This window comes from Wolbachia endosymbiont of Howardula sp., from assembly GCF_025021925.1.
Taxonomy (GTDB): domain Bacteria; phylum Pseudomonadota; class Alphaproteobacteria; order Rickettsiales; family Anaplasmataceae; genus Wolbachia.
Window position 1 is genome coordinate 297,178 of sequence record NZ_CP092368.1, and the last position, 19,975, is coordinate 317,152.

General features: G+C 29.6%; 16 protein-coding genes. 10 read left to right on the forward strand and 6 right to left on the reverse strand.

Annotation, left to right across the window (positions count from 1 at the left end):
• Positions 1-23: 23 nt before the first annotated feature.
• The gene (gene prmC / locus MC061_RS01425) at positions 24-866 is read right to left on the reverse strand and encodes a peptide chain release factor N(5)-glutamine methyltransferase (protein ID WP_259535422.1); all 843 of its coding nucleotides are present in this window, start codon (positions 864-866) and stop codon (positions 24-26) included.
• 387 nt (positions 867-1,253) lie between these two features.
• Between prmC and MC061_RS01430 the strand changes: the two genes are divergently transcribed.
• The 6 genes from MC061_RS01430 (at position 1,254) to MC061_RS01455 (ending at position 7,603) form a co-directional block, all read left to right on the forward strand.
• Positions 1,254-3,242, forward strand: coding sequence for a heme lyase CcmF/NrfE family subunit (locus MC061_RS01430; RefSeq protein ID WP_259535424.1), 1,989 nt, complete (start codon positions 1,254-1,256; stop codon positions 3,240-3,242).
• Positions 3,243-3,306: 64 nt separating this feature from the next.
• Positions 3,307-4,170, forward strand: coding sequence for a protein translocase subunit SecF (gene secF, locus MC061_RS01435; RefSeq protein WP_259535426.1), 864 nt, complete (start codon positions 3,307-3,309; stop codon positions 4,168-4,170).
• Positions 4,171-4,328: 158 nt separating this feature from the next.
• Entirely contained in the window at positions 4,329-6,062 is a 1,734-nt protein-coding gene (gene yidC, locus MC061_RS01440) for a membrane protein insertase YidC (RefSeq protein WP_259535428.1), read from the forward strand.
• A 125-nt stretch (positions 6,063-6,187) separates the two neighbouring features.
• A complete protein-coding gene (nusB, locus tag MC061_RS01445) occupies positions 6,188-6,598 on the forward strand; it encodes a transcription antitermination factor NusB (RefSeq protein ID WP_259535430.1) in 411 nt (136 codons plus the stop codon).
• 146 nt (positions 6,599-6,744) lie between these two features.
• Positions 6,745-7,008 (forward strand): translation initiation factor IF-1, encoded by a 264-nt coding sequence (gene infA / locus MC061_RS01450; RefSeq protein WP_259536250.1) that lies wholly within the window; start codon positions 6,745-6,747, stop codon positions 7,006-7,008.
• Positions 6,944-7,603 (forward strand): Maf family protein, encoded by a 660-nt coding sequence (locus tag MC061_RS01455; protein WP_410543425.1) that lies wholly within the window; start codon positions 6,944-6,946, stop codon positions 7,601-7,603. The genes infA and MC061_RS01455 overlap by 65 nt, the downstream gene beginning before the upstream one ends.
• 110 nt (positions 7,604-7,713) lie before the next feature.
• Here the strand turns inward: MC061_RS01455 and MC061_RS01460 are convergent, their stop codons facing one another.
• From MC061_RS01460 to MC061_RS01470, 3 genes are all read right to left on the reverse strand, one after another.
• The gene (locus MC061_RS01460; RefSeq protein ID WP_259535432.1) at positions 7,714-9,051 is read right to left on the reverse strand and encodes an alanine:cation symporter family protein; all 1,338 of its coding nucleotides are present in this window, start codon (positions 9,049-9,051) and stop codon (positions 7,714-7,716) included.
• A gap of 334 nt (positions 9,052-9,385) precedes the next feature.
• A complete protein-coding gene (gene groL / locus MC061_RS01465) occupies positions 9,386-11,041 on the reverse strand; it encodes a chaperonin GroEL (protein ID WP_259535434.1) in 1,656 nt (551 codons plus the stop codon).
• A 96-nt stretch (positions 11,042-11,137) separates the two neighbouring features.
• On the reverse strand, positions 11,138-11,419 hold the full coding sequence (locus MC061_RS01470; RefSeq protein WP_259536254.1) for a co-chaperone GroES: 282 nt from the start codon (positions 11,417-11,419) through the stop codon (positions 11,138-11,140).
• Positions 11,420-11,604: 185 nt separating this feature from the next.
• Between MC061_RS01470 and ygfZ the strand changes: the two genes are divergently transcribed.
• From ygfZ to MC061_RS01485, 3 genes are all read left to right on the forward strand, one after another.
• Positions 11,605-12,435 (forward strand): CAF17-like 4Fe-4S cluster assembly/insertion protein YgfZ, encoded by an 831-nt coding sequence (gene ygfZ / locus MC061_RS01475; protein ID WP_259535436.1) that lies wholly within the window; start codon positions 11,605-11,607, stop codon positions 12,433-12,435.
• Between the two features lie 509 nt (positions 12,436-12,944).
• Positions 12,945-14,744 (forward strand): succinate dehydrogenase flavoprotein subunit, encoded by a 1,800-nt coding sequence (gene sdhA, locus MC061_RS01480; RefSeq protein WP_259535438.1) that lies wholly within the window; start codon positions 12,945-12,947, stop codon positions 14,742-14,744.
• Between the two features lie 184 nt (positions 14,745-14,928).
• Positions 14,929-16,272 carry a dihydroorotase gene (locus tag MC061_RS01485; protein ID WP_259535440.1) on the forward strand — a complete coding sequence of 448 codons (1,344 nt, stop codon included), beginning with the start codon at positions 14,929-14,931 and terminating at the stop codon, positions 16,270-16,272.
• 37 nt (positions 16,273-16,309) lie between these two features.
• Here the strand turns inward: MC061_RS01485 and MC061_RS01490 are convergent, their stop codons facing one another.
• On the reverse strand, positions 16,310-17,710 hold the full coding sequence (locus MC061_RS01490) for an NAD(P)H-dependent flavin oxidoreductase (protein WP_259535442.1): 1,401 nt from the start codon (positions 17,708-17,710) through the stop codon (positions 16,310-16,312).
• A 160-nt stretch (positions 17,711-17,870) separates the two neighbouring features.
• Here MC061_RS01490 and coaE point away from each other — a divergent pair, with 160 nt between their 5' ends.
• Complete coding sequence (coaE, locus tag MC061_RS01495) at positions 17,871-18,488, forward strand: dephospho-CoA kinase (protein ID WP_346268843.1); 618 nt, start codon at positions 17,871-17,873, stop codon at positions 18,486-18,488.
• 8 nt (positions 18,489-18,496) lie between these two features.
• Here coaE and MC061_RS01500 read toward each other — a convergent pair whose 3' ends face one another.
• Positions 18,497-19,666 carry a ribonuclease D gene (locus tag MC061_RS01500; RefSeq protein ID WP_259535446.1) on the reverse strand — a complete coding sequence of 390 codons (1,170 nt, stop codon included), beginning with the start codon at positions 19,664-19,666 and terminating at the stop codon, positions 18,497-18,499.
• Between the last annotated feature and the right edge of the window lie 309 nt (positions 19,667-19,975).

The window sequence follows — 19,975 nt, forward strand, 5'->3', positions numbered from 1 at the left end:
TATAAATTTATGAAAAAAAATATTTATTCTGGATTATATATAACAATACATCTTTTTCTTCCTCCTAAATCATATACATATTCCTGAAATAATAGTTTATACAATGGAATGAGACTTTCAATATCATATTGATCTTCTCCTATCTCTAGGATAGCAAGCCCATTTTTTTTGAGACATACTTTTATTATTGGGAAAATACTGAAGTAACAACTTAATCCATCAATACCACCATCAAGCGCACTCTTAGGTTCCTTTTGTACTTCTGATTGTAGATTTTGCAATTTACTACTTTTTATGTATGGAGGATTACTAATGATCAGATCAAACAACCCGTGACATTCTGTCCAAGATATAGGTAAGACTTTGCATCTCTTGAGCAGATTATGTTGTAATATATTCTGATAGGCTATTCTATATGCATGTAAATTTGTTTCAAAACCAATACCATAAGCATTATGATACTCACTCAACAAAGAGATTAACAAACATCCAGTACCTGTACCGAAATCAGCAATTTTGAATATCTGATCTCTATATAAATAGTATCTTAATACTGTTGTGATAATAGTTTCACTATCTGGTCTTGGATCAAACACATACTCATTGACTATAAAATTTTTACTCCAGAATTCACGTTGTCCTATCAGTTGAGATATTGGATATCTCTCTGATCTTTTTTTTATTAATTTCCAAAATAGCAATTCTTGTTTTTGTGTTACTAAACTAGTATGATATAAAATAAGAAATGAGCGACTTTCTTTTAATACATGCGTCATAATGATTTCAGAGTCTAAATAAGGTGATGCGATTTGATAGGATTGTAATAATCTTGCTCCTTCTTGTACTAAATGATTAATTGTTTTCATAATGTGATGTTCTATACATTAAAATGTCACTTAATGACAATACATGTCATATAAAATCTTCTGATATATTACTTTTCTAAAAAAACACTCATGTCAGTAAAAAGTTATCAAAAAAATATTTCACATTACATCTACTACTTTATTGTAATATGTTATAGCTACAATATATTTGAATACAATCTACTACTATTAGCTATTCTATCGAATATTTGCATCAAGCATGATATACTAATATGAGAATAAAGACTAATATTTTATTCTTTAAAAAGACTAATATTTTATTCTTTAACTATAAATTGTGATGTAGAGATGAAAATAATATATTGAAAATTGCACTTTTATTTTTAGCGATATATAAGTAATATAAAGCTATACTAATATAGCATCATGTCTTATCTTGGCAATATCTTCTTATCATCAGCATGTATGTTATGTTTAACATATTCTTTTGTACAACCTATTTATTATCGAAGTATTACTAATACCATATTCGCTTGTTTATTAGGTGCAATGACAGTTTTAATGTATTGTCATATTACAAATGATTTTTTACTTGAAAATGTCTATTCTTATTCTCATACAACTAAGCCTTTAATCTATAAAATATGCGGCGTTTGGGGCAATAAAGAAGGTTCTATGTTGCTATGGGTGTTTATTCTTACTTTATATCTTCTGCTTATAGATATCGTGCTTCCTTCTTGTATAGATATATCACAAATATCTAGACAGAGTAATGGTATAATATACGAATACATACAAAATTTATCTTTTAAAACACTATCATTAATAACTCATGGCATGATTTGCTTCTATTTTTTAATATTTGTGTTATTGATTTCTAATCCATTTATGAAAACAATTCATATATACAAAGATGGATTGGGCTTGAATCCGATATTACAAGATTTCGGGCTTGCAATTCATCCTCCAATATTATATCTAGGTTATTTAGGATTTAGCGTGCCCTTTTCACTATCTATAGCGGGATTAATTAAGAATATTGAAGGAAAAATATGGGCAAAAATAGTTATGCCTTGGATGACTCTTTCTTGTGCATTACTGACATTAGGTATTGGATTGGGAAGTTGGTGGGCATATCGTGAACTTGGTTGGGGTGGATTTTGGTTTTGGGATCCAGTAGAAAATATCTCCTTGATGCCATGGCTGATTGCAGTCGCTACAACACATTTATTACTTATAGTACAAAAATTTAATCTTTTTAAGAATCTTGCCATTTTTCTTACTATTATCATTTTTCTTTTAAGTGTCATGGGAACATTTCTTGTACGCTCAGGAATATTACTCTCAGTACATACATTTGCACATGATGCAAAGTATGGATTATATATTCTACTCTTACTCATTATCATTACGATCAGTAGCATCATAATATTTTTAGTTTTTACTAGATGTTATATCACTGATTGTACAGGATATAAAACCAAAAAAATTAAAGTACTTTTTTCTAAAATGACTTTAATTATAATGAATAATCTATTATTTATTACTGTATTTTTCATTCTTTTTATTGGAACGACATATCCTATAATACTTGAATATTTCACAGGTGAGCGTATTTCAGTTGGTGCGCCCTATTATAATTCTTTATTAAGTCCAATAGCGTTGATCATTTTATTGTTCATGATCATGAGCCAATACTGTCATTGGCAAGAAAAAAGCATGATTTTTATCTTTCATGACTATAGATTCACATTCTGTATTATGTTATCTATCATACCTTTTATTTATCACATGAAAATAATCATTATATTATCAATGACTCTTTCACTAGGATTATTAGCATCTATTTTAGAATCATATAGTAAAAAGATTTCCTTATTCAAAAGATCATTTTATCAGTCAATCCTTATCTCAAAACATATCTCTTGGTCTTACTATGCAATGATGTTAGCTCATGCTGGAATTGCAATTTTAATCTTTGGTATATCTGATATGATAGGATGGCAAGAAAAAAAAGAACAGTATCTCAAAATAGGAGATAGTATTATGATAAATAAATTTAGAGTAACATTAAGGAATGTTGAGTATATACAAGAAAAACATTATCATGGTATTAGAGGGATATTTGATATTAAAGATTTATTAAATCACAAGATATTAGGTTATGTGACACCTGAATATAGAATCTATCTTGTAGAAGGTAAGAAAAATCTTGAAAGTAGCATTTATCATAATATTATGTATGATATTTATGTCGTTATTGGAGAGATTGATCATACTAGAAATAAAATAGCATCTAAAGTATATTATAAACCAGGTATGTCTATAATATGGTGTGGCACTGCTATGATTACTTGTGGGTATTTAATTGTTACTTTTTTACCATTCAAGACACACTATAGGATAAAAACTTAATGAGAGAATATATCAATAAATCTTTTTAAAAAATACAATAGATAATTGTTCTATTGAGAATAATATGTTATTGAGATTAAAACTAGACAATCTAAATATTAAATTTAGTCAATATAAAAATATAGCTGTATTATTTAGCTCTCTGATGACTATCATGACATTGATATACTTGATATTACAAGGTATAATTTTAGGTATAGAATTAACAGGTGGTATTGTAATAGAGATACAGTCATCAGATAAGAATCAAGAAATTCTTGATATATTAACGGAAAATGGATTAAAAGTACGTAGCACGCAATCAAATAATAATTTTAGTATATATTTTGCAAATACGGGACAAGAGAATAAAATTACAGAGATCAAAACTCTTTTAGAAGAATCACTAGATGATGCAATAGATTATCGTAAAATAGATTGTATTGGTCCTCAAGTAGGCAAACAGCAGTTTGCTATAGGATTAAAAGCAATCTTAGCTGCAATGATCGGAATATTTCTATATCTCTGGTTAAGATTTAATTGGAAATTTGGACTCGGAAGTATAATAGCACTTATACATGATATCTTACTATCTCTTGGTTTTATGAGTATTACTTTAATTGAATTAAACATTGCCTCGATTTCTGCATTACTGACTATTATTGGCTATTCAGTCAATAATTCAGTTGTAATATATGATAGGATACGTGAATACACTAGAATCAATCAAGATGGTAATATAGATGATCAAGTAGTAGATACAAGCATCAATACAACACTCACACGCACTATCTTTACTTCTGGTACAACTGTCATGTCTATACTTCCTTTATCATTAATGTGTACAGGTCCAGTAAGAGATTTTAGCCTAATTCTTATATTTGGTGTTTTGATTGGTGCTTATTCTTCAATTTTTATATCTACTAATGTTATCACCCATATTCTGTAATAAATGAAAATCATCATTTTAATATGAATACAATATAGTAATCAAATATATTATATCAAGTGAAATTGCTGAAGTGTTGAAGAATCACAAGTATCTTATTGTTTTAATACAATATTTAAGATATCCTTCATTCTGAGCGATATTAAGATTAATTGTATATGTCAGAAGTCAAGAACCTCATTTTGGCAGTAATCTTTTCTATTTTAATAGTTTTATGTTGGCATATCATTTACAATCACATTCTTAATAAAGACAAGAATAGTCTGTCTCTTGAGCCATATATTCAGCAAGTTGATTCTTATAATGATATTCCTAGTATAATAGAACAGAAACGTTCTGATATTATTCAATCGACTATAGAACATAGGGCAAAATTTATGAATGATGTGGTTAAAGGTTCAATTTATCTCAAAGGTGCAAAATTCGACGACTTAGTGTTATCACATTATCATGTAGATTCTAATCTATCTTCTACACAGGTAGAATTACTGTCTCCTGAAAAATCACAAGATGTATATTTCGCTGAATTTGGATGGATATCTCCAACTGGAATAATCATAGTACCAGATGCTAATTCAGAATGGCAGGTTGAACAACTTACTCTAACTGATCGTATGATACATTTATTTTGGGATAATAATAACGGCCTTATATTTAAAATGCATATTTATCTAGATGATAATTATATGTTCAAAATTGAACAGATAGTGGAAAATAATACACAGGATAAAGTGAAATTAATACCCTATGGGAGAATTTATCGTAAACGTGATGGTATTAATGATTCTTATTGGATTTCTCATGAAGGAGTATTAGGAGCATTTGAAAATAAATTAGAAGAATGGACGTATAAAGATATTACCAAAAAACATTTAATAAAAGTTAGTTCTAGTGCAAAACAGTGGTTTGGATTTGCTGATAAATATTGGCTGACAGCTATCATTCCAGAACATGCTGATTTACTCAATGTTAGCGTGAAACATACTAATATTCATAATATCAATAAATTTCAGACGGATTTTATTCGAGTAAATCCAGAAGAAGTATTGCCTGGTAAAAATATTTCTTATATAAATCATTTTTTTGCAGGTGCAAAAAAATTAAAATTGCTAGATTTATATAAAGTGAATCTTCAAATACCTTTATTTGATAAAGCTGTAGATTTTGGTGTGCTTTACTTTATCACTAAACCAGTTTTTTTATTACTTGAATATTTCAATTATCTCTTAAAAAATTTTGGTTTAGCAATATTACTTTTAACATTTGTGATTAAGATTATGATGTTGCCTCTCTCTAATAGATCATATATTTCGCTATTTAAAATGAGACTGCTACAACCTGAATTAACTAGAATAAAAGAAGGCTATAAAGGAAATAATCTCAAGCAACATAAGGAAATAATGGCTTTATATAGAAAAAATAATATCAACCCTCTCTCAAGTATTTTTCCTATGCTCATACAAATACCAGTATTCTTTTCTTTATATAAAGTCTTATTTATCACTATAGAAATGAGACATGCACCTTTCATTTTATGGATTCAGGATCTTTCTGCTCCAGATCCAACCAATATTTTTACATTTTTTGGATTACTAAATTATACTCCTCCTATTTCTATAGGTATATTACCTATAGTATTTGGCTTAACAATGATCATTCAACAAAAAATGAGTGCACAAGAAAACATTGCTATAGACGATATACAAGTAAACATTCTCAAATTCTTACCTTATATTTCTATCTTTATTTTTTCTTCCTTTCCTGCAGGTTTAGTAATATATTGGATATTTAGTAATATTATTACTTTAATTCAACAATCATTAATACAGTTTTTTTACAGAGAACAAACGACAACAAAATCTACAGAGAAAAATCACACACTGCTTTCTTAGAGACTCAGTTAAAGAAAAAAATAAAAATTATATATGCATATATATACTCTCTTATATTCTATAAATTGGTGATATAATAATTTAAGATGATAAATGACAGATATATAAAGAAACATTTTCATGTAATGAAAAGTATTGCAAGATTTATTGCGGTACAAGTGACCTATTCAAATCTTTTTATAGATCATGATAATAATACTATTAGAGAGTTATTAGAAATTTTTGAATACGAAAAATGTGATTTTAAATTCTTAGATAGTTTGATATTAAATATAACTAAAAGTGTTCAAGAATATGATAAATTAATAGAATCTTCTTTACATAATAGTTGGTCGTTATCTAGATTAAATCTTATTAGTTTATCTATTCTGCGTGTTGCAATTTGTGAGTTAATGACATGTAATACACCAATTCCAGTTGTCATTAATGAATATACTGATATAGCATCTGAAATACTTGAGAAATCAAGCGAAATCGGTTTTATTAATGGTAGCTTAGAGAATATTAAAAATAAAATAAATGAACATTACAAGTAATATATTGATAGAAATACGAAGATCATGACAAATAAAAATAAAAGTCATGTTATATTATATATAGAATATAAAAAAAGCTCTTTTATATTCTATAAGATGCATGATAGAATATAAAAAGAAAAATGGAGTGCAATTGTGCATGTAGTATGATTAAAGATGAAAAATCAAAAACAATTTTTGAACTCACAGGCATAGTAGATGCTTTATTGCCTGCAGCAGAATTTAAAGTAAAGTTAGATAATGAACATGAAATAATTTGTCATGTATCTGGTAAAGTCAGAAGGAGTAAGATACGAATTATTATAGGGGATAGAGTATTAGTAGAAATTAGTATCTATGATCGCAATGCAAAAAAAGGTCGAATTATTAGAAGACTTAAAGGTACAAGTGAAAGAACAATATCTAGATAATCTCATTCTCACTACATCATCAGGACGACAATGTATTATAGATTCATTAAAAAAAATCAATATTATCCCTGGTTTAGTATTATCAGTCGATATAGATACTATACCTGTAAAAGGAGAACTTCCACAAGAATTCTCAATGCGTATGGCATATAGTAAATCTCATAAGATACATAGAGATATGCCAGATCATTTTGTCTTTGGAGTTGAGACTATCATTGCTTGTGGAAGAAGAATATTAATCCAAGCTAAAGATATTATGCAAGCAGAACAATATCTTAGATTATTATCTGGGAGAAGACATAGAATCTATACTAGTATTTGTCTATTCACTCCTAAAAAATTAAAAAAACAGCATAATAAAACTGTGATGTCAATAGTAAAATTTAAACATCTCAGTGAACAAGAAATTCAGTTTTATTTGAATTCAGGAGAGTGGAAGAATATGATAGGTGGATACGATATCTATGGATTAGCTGGGATGTTTATATTATTTATACGTGGATCTTATTCTGCAATCTCAGGCCTACCTTTACATGAAATTTACTATTTACTTAATAACTATTTTAATATTTTGTCTGTTAAATCATTAATTTAAAGTGTGATTTTTATATCATTCTGTACAAGATATTTTTTTTATTATGTAAATTATTATAATGAAGAGCAAATCATTTTATATTGCAAGATATATAATTCAATAGATAATATTTATTTTTTCCGTAATTTTAAATATCTATTACTGATATAAAACATCTCTGGATTTTTATAAGTTAATTTTAAAACTGCTAATATATTAATTAATAATAAAGCAGAAATTAAAATATCAGCAATATCCCATAGTAATTGAATTTCACTAATTGAACCCAGAGGAATAACAATAGTAAATACTATAACCCATATTTTTATATATTTATCCTTTGTAGAAATGTAATGTATGATTTGTTTTGAGCAAGCAAACCAAGTAAAAATAGTAGTAAAAGCAAAGCAGAACATTATTAACATAATGCAATAACTAATATAAGACCAATTGATTGCTTGTTGAAAGGCAAAAATACACATATTAGTACTTTCTAAATCAGTTTGCCAAGCATCTGTAACAAGGAGGACCATTGTCGTAATAAAAGCAATAAATGCTACTATCACAGGTGATATAATAGTAATCAAACTCTGTACAATAATAAACTTATTATTTGCTTTTTTAGGAATAATTGAAGAATGAATAATGCCTTCAAGTCCTAATCCTATATCTGTTGCAAAAATTCCTCGTAAAGTACCTACTTGTATTAATGTGCACAATTCTAGTAAAGCTCCAAAAGATAATCCTAAATGTATACTCTTAGTAGTAAAAAAATGACTTATTATTAATTCTAGAGATGGTATAATATTTGCATGAAACTTAAATAATACAATTCCACATAACACTAGATAGCTTATTACCATGACAGGAATCGTAGTAGAGATCAAGGTATTAATTTTTTTAAAATCTAATACTATAATAGAAGAGAAGAGAATACTCATGGTTATCCCTCCAATAATTACTGGTATCTGTATCATTTTTAAGGGAATTGATAATGAATTGATTTGTACTAAATTACCTACAGTAAGTGCGGATAACATCATAATTATTAAAAAAATGATTATTACTTTTTGAGAATTAAAAGCATGTGCTATGTAAGATATGGGCCCATATGTTACAGAAATATTATGATTATTTTTTATATTCTTAATGCTTAAATAGCAGGTAGCATATTTAATAATAGAGGTAATAATAATTACGATGATCATCCATAAAATAAAACCAGGTCCTCCTGTTTTAAGCGCAATAGCAGTACCCGAGATATTTCCTACTCCTAAATTACCTCCTAAAATTGTCAATAAAGCAGCTATAGAAGAGAATTTATTCTCTATTCTTGTACATATTAGTAATGAAACCGCATAAGGAAATCTAAAGATTTGTAACCATTTTAGTTGAATGGATAAATAAAGACCAGTAATTAAAATAAGAAATACTGTTGGTAGTAGTAAAACAAATTTTACTATATCCATTTTTCTACTTTGAGATGAAATCTATCATTCATTATACATATAAGGCGATAAATACATAATCTTAATTATACAGATATCAAATCAAAAGATATTTTTTAGTGATATGAGTATTCTCAAATCTACATCTTAATATGTTGAATACAACTGATCATGTAGCAGATCAAGAAATGAGTAATAAATAGACACAATATATTATGCTTTAATAAAGAAAGCTTAGACATTAAGTCTTGGATATTTAATAACCCGAAAGAATATGGAGCAAGTATTTCATACTTGCTCCAAAAAAATAGATAAAGATATGGAAAAAATTAATTAGAAATTATATCATTTCCTTTTAATATCCACCCATTCCTCCCATGCCACCGCCGGCTCCCATAGGAGAAGAGACATTCTCATCTTTAGTTGGTAAATCAACAATCATTGCTTCAGTGGTGATGAGAACACTTGCAACAGATATAGCTGTTTCGAAAGCAATACGCACTACTTTTGCTGGATCTATGACGCCTGCTGTAAACGCATTAGCATACTTCATAGCTTCAACATTATAGATAAGTTCTACATCATTTTGCTTTAATAAGTGCTCAATGATAACTGCAGATTCAAGACCAGCATTTTTTACTAAACTCTTGATAGGCGCACTAAGAACCTTCTTAATGATATTAATACCTATTTGTTCTTCTTCAGTTGCACCTTTAAGCTTATCAAGAATAGAAGATGCATATAATAGTGCAACTCCTCCACCTGGAACAATTCCCTCTTCAATAGCAGCTCTTGTTGCATGTAAAGCATCTTCAACTCTGTCTCTACGTTCTTTCACTTCCATTTCAGTTGCACCGCCAACTTTTAGTACAGCAACGCCTCCAGATAATTTAGCCAAACGCTCTCTTAGTTTTTCCTTATCATAATCAGAAGTTGAAGTATCAATTTGAGACTTAATTTGCTCAATTCTTGCTCTAACGCTTTCAGAATTACTATTTTCACTAACAATTGTTGTATTATCTTTGTTGATTTTGACATTCTTAGCAGTACCAAGATCAGCAAGTGTAATATCTTCCATCTTGATGCCCAACTCATCTTTTACAACATATTTAGCACCTGTTAAAGTTGCAATATCTTCAAGCATTTCTTTTCTTCTATCACCAAAGCCAGGAGCTTTGACTGCAGCCACTTTTAAACCGCCACGTAATTTATTAATAACTAAAGTACTTAATGTTTCACCTTCAATATCTTCTGCAATAATCAATAAAGGTCTACCAGATTTCATAACAGATTCAAGAAGTGGAAGTAATGGTTGAATAATGTTAAGCTTCTTTTCAGTAATTAATAGATAAGGATCATCAAGCTCTACAAGCATCTTCTCATTATTTGTAATAAAATAAGGAGATAAATACCCTCTATCAAATTGCATTCCGGTTGTAAGCTCAACTTCAAGTTCTTTTGAGCCTTTACTTTCTTCTACAGTAATAACACCTTCCTTTCCTACTCGTTTAACAGAATCTGCTATACTATTACCTATATCTCTATCACCATTTGCAGAGATTATAGCTACTTGTGCAACTTCATCGATTTTATCAAGTGAGATAGTGCGAGAAATTGATGCAATCTCTCTTAAAATGATTTCTTTTGCTTTTTGCATACCATTTTTAATACCAATACGTTCAGTACCAGCTGCAATCGATTTTGAAGCTTCTGTTATCATATTACTAGTAAGAATTGAGCATGTCGTTGTACCATCACCCACTTTGTCATTGCATTGTGAGCAACTTTGAGCGAATATGCTTGATATTGCACTATGTAATGGTTTTTCAGGTTTGATATTCTTCATCACCTTATAACCATCTTTTGTTATCTCTGGCGTACCATATGGTTTACTAATAGCTACTGTTTTCCCTCTAGGACCTGCAGTGATTGCAACAGTTGAATCTACTAGTGCCGCAACTTCACGAAAACCTTCTTGTAACTGCTCACCTGATACTACTATATTCGTCATTTTATCACCTCTATAATTTGTTAATAATAAATCAAAACTACAATACAAACATCAACAACGCATTATGATAATGCTTTGTTATAATTACAAAACTTGCTACTTAATAATAGCAAGGATATCGGACTCTTTCATAACAATTAATTTTTCATCATTGTGTTCTATTTCAGTACCAGCCCATTGACGGTAAAATACCTTATCACCTACCTTAACAGTTAATGGTATAATTTGACCACTAGAGTTTCTAGCTCCTTGTCCAATGACCATAACCTCTCCTTTAATAGGTTTCTTTTCAGCAGTTGCTGGAAGCATAAGACCACCCTGTTTTTCCTCAGTGATAGACTTGATTAGAACACTATCATCTAGTAATCGTAAATTTATATTTGACATTTAATTACCTCGTCAATTAACTACAAAACAATATATGCATTTGAATATGATACTTCAAGGGTACATAGAGATAAAATGTTATGCAGAGATAAAATGTTATGCTATGAATTTAAGAGAAATCTCTATATAATTATGCTATAGATAATTGAAAAAAAATTTTGTACTATATTCCATGTATGAATAGGACTATAATATCGATATATGGGCCTGATGTTATACACTTTCTGCAAAATATTATTACTAATGATATAAATCAGTTAAAAAGCAATAAGGCTATCTATGCCTTATTGCTTACTCCTCAGGGTAAGTATTTATATGATTTTTTTCTTATTAAATATGATGAATTCATTTACCTGGAATGTGATAAGTTATATACCCAACAAATAATCGACAAACTCAATATACTAAAAACATATTTAAGAGTGAAGCTACAAAGCATAGATGATCTAAAAATAGGCGTGCTACTTAATACATCATCAATCACTTGTATACAACAAGATAAAAAAATCACTCAGAAAGAGACCATTAATAGCATTATTAAATCATGTAATACCTTAATTTCATTTCAAGATCCAAGACATCTATTATTAGGCACGAGAATAATACATCGAAATGATATACAAGCTCCTATTGCAGAATATTCACAATATGAACAGATAAGAATCCAATATGTCATTCCAGAAGGAATAAAGGATATGATTCAAAATGAGTCATATCCTTTGCAATATCTAATTGATAAAATACATGGTATTAGCTTTAATAAGGGATGTTACATAGGTCAAGAGGTAGTACAACGTATGAGTAGACAAGAAATATTGAGAAAAAAAATATATCCTATTCAAGCGAATAGTATCTTACCAAATTCTGGAACTAAAATATGCTCTTTTGCTAACGAAATAGTAGGAGAATTAAGATCTAGTATAGATAATATTGGACTTGCATTACTAGATACTAGCAAGTGCGATTCACATTTATATTGTGGTCCAGTACAAATATACTTACGATGAACTGTTCATTATCATAATCTTTATTCAATGCATTTTCAATGTCTCAATTTAAGGAAGCAATGTTTTGACATATAAAACTTTATCTCTTGGGAAGTAAGATCGTTTAGGATTTAGTACTATTAACATAGATTTAGTATTACTTAATAATTTATTCACTTATTTATACTCATCATATATATTCTCAGAATACTCTTTGAGATAAATATTCTTGAAACTGTTATTTTGAGCAATCTTACAGAGAATAAAAATTATTGATAGATATTCTATAGTGAAATAACATATTAATTACTTAATCTATGATTGAATTTCAACAACTTATTTACTAATCATAGTCTTCATTTCTTCATTAAATTTATTTTGATCTTTGCTAATGTATTTTGATCTTTACTATTGAATAGTACAGTAGTAATGTATCACAATTTTTATGTTTGGCTTTTTAATATTGTATAGCGTTCATTGCTATGCTATGATATGATCCATCACTATAATAATTTGTAAGATAATACATTATGAATGATTCATCATATGATATCATAAATCATGAATATGATGTAGTGGTTGTAGGAGCAGGTGGTGCGGGGCTAAGAGCAACACTTGGCATTGCAGCAACTAATTTGTCAGTTGCATGTATTTCTAAGATCTTTCCTACTAGAAGTCATACAGTAGCAGCACAAGGTGGAATTAGTGCAGCATTAGGAAATATTGATGAGGATGATTGGAGATGGCATGCATATGATACAATCAAAGGTTCAGATTGGCTTGGTGATCAAGATGCAATAGAATATATGTGTAAAAATGCTTCTAAAGCTGTGATTGAACTTGAAAATTTTGGCGTTCCTTTTTCTCGTATCGAGAATGGTAAAATATATCAGCGCACCTTTGGTGGTATGACTACTCATTTCGGATCAGGCAAATTAGCATATCGTACATGCGCAGCGGCAGATAAAACTGGACATGCTATCTTACATACACTATATCAACAGTGCCTAAAATTGAATGCTGAATTTTTTGTTGAATATTTCGTTATTGATTTAATTATGGAGAATGAAATATGTAGAGGTGTATTAGCTTGGTCTCTATGTGAAGGGACAATACATATCTTTCGAGCACATAGAGTCATTTTAGCAACAGGTGGATATGGACGAGTGTATTTGTCTTCGACAAGTGCACATACTTGCACAGGTGATGGGAATGGGATGATTACAAGAGCTGGATTACCACTACAAGATATGGAATTTGTACAATTTCATCCTACTGGAATATATGGTGCAGGATGCTTGATTACAGAGGGATGCCGTGCTGAAGGAGGGTACTTGATTAATTCTCAAGGAGTAAAGTTTATGGAAAATTATGCTCCAAAAGTTAAAGATTTAGCATCGCGTGATGTAGTAAGTCGTGCAATTACAACTGAAATTAGGGAAGGAAGAGGTGTAGGTTTACAATATGATCATATTTATTTAACTATAGCGCATCTTGATCCAGAGGTAATCAGAACAAGACTACCAGGCGTGATAGAAACTGCAAAGACCTTTGCTAATGTTGATGTCACAAAAGATCCTATACCAGTTGTGCCTACAGTGCATTATAATATGGGAGGTATCCCGACAAATTATCATGGAGAAGTTATCACCTTAAGACAGAATAAAGAAACAATAATAGAAGGATTATTTTCAATTGGAGAAGCAGCATGTGTCTCTGTTCATGGTGCAAATAGACTGGGTTCTAATTCATTGCTTGATATTATTGTTTTTGGTCGAGCATCTGCATTACGAATACAAGAAACACTAAAAACCAATACTCTTCATAAAAAATTACATTCAGATTGTACAGATTGGATTATAGATAGATTTCATAAAATGAGATTTGCTTCTGGAGATATAAAAGTATCAAAAATAAGATCTGAAATGCAAAATACAATGCAAAAATATGCATCAGTCTTTCGCGTTGATCAAGTGTTAGAACAAGGTCAAAAAGTTATCAAACATGTTGCAAAAATGATGTCTAATATTTTAATTGAAGATCGAAGTATGATATGGAATTCTGATCTCGTTGAAGCATTAGAACTATCTAATATGATACCACAAGCAGTGATTACTATGGAATGTGCTGCTAATCGTCAGGAAAGTAGAGGTGCGCATGCACGTGAAGATTTTCCTGACCGTGATGATCAGAATTGGTGTAAACATAGTCTAGCATGGATTGAAAAAATACAAGAAAATATGAGTGTAAAAATTGATTATAAAAAAGTTTCTGAGCATACACTCAGTAGTGATTTACACTTTATTGTACCAGAAAAGAGAAGATATTAATTTTCTCTCTCATCATATGGAGATGATGAAGAGAAGAAATTTGCAATATATACTGAGCGATTTTTCCTAATAAATAATAGAGGCTACTATCACAAATATATATTGCTCATTTTATATAACATTTGTATATCTCAGATTACTTAGATTAAATTTTTCATTTTTAGATATCATTTTAAGAATTCACATGCAGCACTCAATATTTCATACTTGGAATTTACTACTCTCTGGACAAAAAGCAGGTTACAGAATAGCATATATAAACGCTCGTATCATTGATCCAGACACTAAGCTTGATATTCAAGGTACACTATTAACTGAAGGAGATAAAATTATTGATTTCGGTCAGTCTTTATTTTTAGATGGGGTACCAAATAGTGTGCATGAAATCGTAGATTGTAGAGGTCTAATACTCATGCCAGGGTTGATTGATCTTCATGTACATTTTCGTGAACCAGGTCAAGAATCTAAAGAAACAATATATACAGGGAGTAAATCTGCAGCTAAGGGTGGTGTCACCACTGTTGTATGTCAGCCCAATACTATCCCTGCAATTGATAATGAAATAATAGCGCAATTTATTAAATATAAAGCATTCGAGACATCTCATGTGAATATAGAATTTTATGGTAAAATTACCAATTCAAAGGGTGCTTTAACTGATATGGCATTACTAAAGAAATCAGGAGCAGTTGGATTTACTGATGATGGTATGTCAGTAATGAACGCAATGATTATGCGACAAGCATTACTATATTCAAGTATGTTAAATCTTCCTATTGCACAACATGCAGAAGATATCAATCTATCAGCAGCAGGAGTAATAAATGAAGGTAAAATTTCTGAAGAACTAGGAGTAAAAGGCATATTAAATGCTGCAGAATCAATAATAGTCAATAGAGATATATTACTAATGAAAGATATCAAAAACGTACATTATCATTTACTACATGTATCAACACAAGATTCTCTTGATGCTATAAAACGTGCAAAAGAGGAAGGATTGAATGTCACATGTGAAGCTACACCTCATCATTTTACTTTAAATGAAGATGTCGTTAAGATATATGGATCACTTGCAAAAATGAATCCTCCATTGCGCACTGAGCAAGATCGTATATCTATTGTTGAAGGTTTAAAATCAGGTCTAATTGATTGCATTGCAACAGATCATGCACCACATGAAGATCATACTAAAGACCTACCACTTGAGCGTGCTGCTTTTGGTATCATAGGTCTTGAAACTTTATTACCATTAGCACTTGAACTATATTATAGTGGCAATATGAATTTATATGACGTACTTGCAAAATTAACGCATAAGCCTGCAGATATAATACGGGTACCTCGTGGTAGAATACAAAAAGATTATGTTGCTGATTTAATTATAGTAGATCTAGCCCATGAATGGGAAATCAATATTGAGTGCTTTGCTAGTAAATCAAAAAATTCTCCTTTTCAGAAACGAAGAGTAAAAGGACATGTAGTCAAAACTATTATATCTGGAAAAACCGTATATTCATTAGAATAAATATTCTGTGCAATCATCATTGAAGAGATATCCTCTGCTAATATCCAGTTAATGTTCTTGCTACAAATTCTTTCACCGTAGGTATATGCCCTTCATCGTAGAAAGGATCTTGTCTAAATTTATATACATTGTCTCCTGCAAACATCAATTCCTGCTCAATATTACCATTATGTATAATATTTTGTAGAGTTTTTTGTATGCAAAAACTACGTGGATCTGGCTTACATCCTGTAGTATGATTATCATGATCTTTCCAATTACTAAATAAACAATGACTTAAACATCCCATACAATTGATTTGATCCTTTCTAATTTCTGCAAATTTATTTGGTGTTAAAAAGATTACAGTGGAATCAGGAGTTCTTAATGCTTCTGAATACCCTTCTGCAATCCATTTCTTGATCATAACTTGATCTTTTGCAGTAAAATAAATCTTTCGTTTACGTGCACCAACTTGAAATTCATAGGTAAATTGTACATCTGGATTTTCTGAAAAAGATACTTGATGAGAGAGTCTCTCTTGTAATTCAATGATAAAATCATTCTTTACAGCAGATGAATAAAATCCAGTTGGACTAAATTTATTTAAAAATACATCACCTTGCTTTAAATTTAGTAACTTCTTTTTCCATTCTATAGAAATAGGACTTTCTTGTGTTAAAAGAGGACGAGTACCAAACTGAAAAGCTATTGGTCCTATTTTGATATTATTAAACCAATGCTTCCAATCTTTTAAATACCATACTCCTCCTGCCATAATAATTGGTGTATTAAAAAGACCAATCTCATTCATAAAGATTCTAAGTGCAGCAACTCGCTCAAAAGGATTCTGTGGTACTGCCGGATCTTCATTATTACTCAATCCATTGTGGCCTCCAGCTAACCATGGATCTTCATATACAACTCCCCCTAACCATTCAGAAGTCTTATAATACGCACGTTTCCATAAAGCTCTAAATGCTCGTGCAGATGAAATAATAGGATAGTAATATACTTGATAAGTCTCTGCAATTGCTCCTAATTGATATGGCATGCCAGCACCACATGTAATACCATGCACTAAGTGCTTCACTTGCTGTAACGTTCTGTGAAGCACGAATTCCGCTGATCCCATTTCCCATAGTACATTCATGTGAATTCTTCCGTGACCTTTGGATATTTCATTTGCAATTCTTGCTTGACTAATTGCAGCTTGAATACTATGCTCAATTAATTCGTTATGTTTTTCATACCTTGTTCTGCCTTTATAAATTAATGGTACAATTTCACCATTCTCATCAATCAATTTACAGTTTGCACCAGAAAATGTACCTATAGCATCTTCTGCAGCAAATGCTCCACTTGACCGACCATCACTCACTGCGATTCCTTTTCCACCTTCAATAATAGGCCATACCTCTTTGCCAGACATCCATATTTTTTTTATCTTGTCTTTCAAGCGTTCCTCATAATTTTAATATTCTATTTTACTTAGTTTACTCAAAAATCATAGATGTTTCTTTTTTTAGTACTGAGAGATTATGATCAAGTAGTATTTTTACTATTGAGTAGATATATATGCTATATATTAGATGAATAATTTACTATATATTCATAACATGATTATAGGATTAACAGGTGGCATGGGAGTAGGAAAGACTTTTATAGCTTCTTGTTTTGCGCAGCTTGGTGCATCCGTCTTTTATGCAGATGATACTGTACATTCACTCTATAAGACAGATAAAAAAATTATAGATTATGCTAGAACATATTTTGTTGATACTATCATAAATAATGAAATTAATAGAAATAAATTATCTCAGTACTTCTTATTATATGACGAAACTTGGAAAAGATTTCAATCTTTAGTACATACAACTGTACTAAATAAATTAAATGTGTTTATTGATAATATCAGTAATCAAGATAATGCTCTCATTGTATTAGATATTCCACTGTTATTAGAAACACAATTTCATTTATATTGTAATTTAATCTTATTTGTACATGTAGATTATTCCTTACAACTGCAAAGATTGCATTCACGTCATATTAATATTAATTATCTTAAGCTTGTAAATTATCTTCAACTTCCAAGTAAAGCAAAAAGAAAGATGAGTACTTATGCTATAGATGGCAGTCTAAACAAACATCATATATTTTTTCAAGTACAAAATATCGTACATGCACTTGACTATCAACACTATCATTTTAATTTATCAAACATAGTTCTTTAAGTAATGTATTAATTCTCTATACGAAAACTACGAAGTTTGATTGTCTCATTTATATCTTGCGTTGCTGAAATTTCAAATTTTGACTGTGCACTTAAAAAGGATTCAATGTCACTACCAAAAAAATTATATCTCCATCCTTTGAATACTTTATCTGTATTGCCAGAAATTGATCTACTGAGTTCATTTTTTGATACCACTAGCTTTCTTGAAATGTTATTTTCTTGACATTTACCTTCTAAAATAATTGATAAAATATCAAGTATAGATTTGTCATAACAAGTGATATGAGTCTCAGGGCTCTGAGAAGAGATTAATTCATTGTGATTAAAAATCTTCACTAATTCTAGTAAATCTTTATCTTTGATATTATGAGATGTTTTTTTGATATCATGTATAATATTATTAATATTCTCGATCTTATGTTCAATGAAACCTCTTAATATTGCATGATTAATGATCTTATTACGATTGATATTATATCTCTGTGCCAAGGTTTCTTGCCATTCGATTACAGACTTAATTAGTAATGCATATTTGGAGTTATCTACATAAAGACATTTAAGTCTCTTCCACGCGTGCTTTGGATGATACATGTACTGATTTATATCACTTAATGATTCCATTTCTTCTTGAAACCATATTATTCTATTATTTTGTACAAGTTTATTAAATAAAATTTGATATAAATGATATAGATAGATTACATCATTGAGAGCATAATCTAATTGATCTTGAGATAAAGGACGTTGTAACCAATTAGAATGTTTAGCTTTGATTTTATCTAGAGATATTCCTTGATATTCTTTAACTATTTGTGAATAACCAACAAATTCATAGTAATAATCACAAAACATAGCTGCAATTTGTGTATCAAAAATAGGGCGTGGAATACATTTAAAGATAGTGAATAAAGATTCAATATCTTGTCTACAGCTATGAAATACTTTTGTAATGTTCTGCGATAACATTAGCATCTTAATAGCAGATAAGTCAATAGTATGTGCTAATGCATCTACAATAAAACTTTTCGTTCCAAAAGAAATCTGTATTAGAGATAATATTGGATAATAAGTGATATTATTCCTAATAAATTCTGTGTCTATTGCTATGAATTTATTATTTTGAGATATCAATTCCTGACAAATGTTTTCTAATGCTGCAGTTGTGTTGATAATCATAATATTGTGAAGTATCGTAAAAAGTACTTAAATCTTGCATAATTAGACAAACTCTCTTTGAATATATAGTTACGAAATTATATCTTCAATGTCAATGCCTGATTTTTTCTCTCATATAATGCTTCGCCTTCAATCTACATCATTAATTCTATTTTTTTTATGTTATGCATATGATTTAACTTAAATCTATAGATGATGTATTCTTAATAGATTGTATTCTTGCCTTATAGATCAGATCTATTTATCATGATACTTTAAATTTAAAATTAATAATTTATAGCTTAAATAATCATAATGCTTTAATATGTA